The sequence below is a fragment of the Candidatus Symbiopectobacterium sp. NZEC135 genome (assembly GCF_025962695.1).
This window is the reverse complement of sequence record NZ_JAGFPF010001442.1, coordinates 1-542: the sequence shown is the minus strand read 5'-3', so window position 1 is coordinate 542 and position 542 is coordinate 1. Positions and strand designations below refer to the sequence as shown.

General features: G+C 56.8%; 1 pseudogene. It reads right to left on the bottom strand.

Annotated features, from left to right (window positions below):
• Window positions 1-542: pseudogene (locus J5224_RS34735) on the bottom strand (AraC family transcriptional regulator); the annotation flags it as partial.

Here is a 542-nt window from a genome sequence, read left to right as displayed (position 1 = left end):
ACGCTCCACCGCCACCACATCCTGAGGGTGTAACCGGGGTGCTTCCCGCGTCTCCTCAAACAAATAGCGATGCGCAGCCAGCAGGTTCAGCGCATGAATGTGCATGGACAGCATGTCGCCCTGCGCCTGTTGCAGTGCGTGCAGGTGCTGTTGTGCAACCGGTGCCACCCGGCTGTAGGCATGCTGACGCAATTTATAATCACCAAACAGACGCTGCGTTGCCGCACCGCCAATGTAGCGCTCCAGCATCGATTCACTCACCAACAGGCGCAACTGATCCACTTTTTGTCGTTCCGGATAATAACGCTCGCCCAGACTGTGATGAAAGCTGGCGATGGTCACATGCTGTTGACGAAACATCATGCTGGCACCCCGCTTTTCGCTGTAGTTCGACTCGCCGTTCAAACCAAAGGTCATCACCAGCACCGGCTGAGAGTGTGCGGTTTCAGCTTCCTCCACCAGCGGTTTCAGCGGCTGATAGGAGGAGGTCACCAGTGTCAACCCATCAGCAAGCGCATCCGATTGCGACCAGCACTGACCAA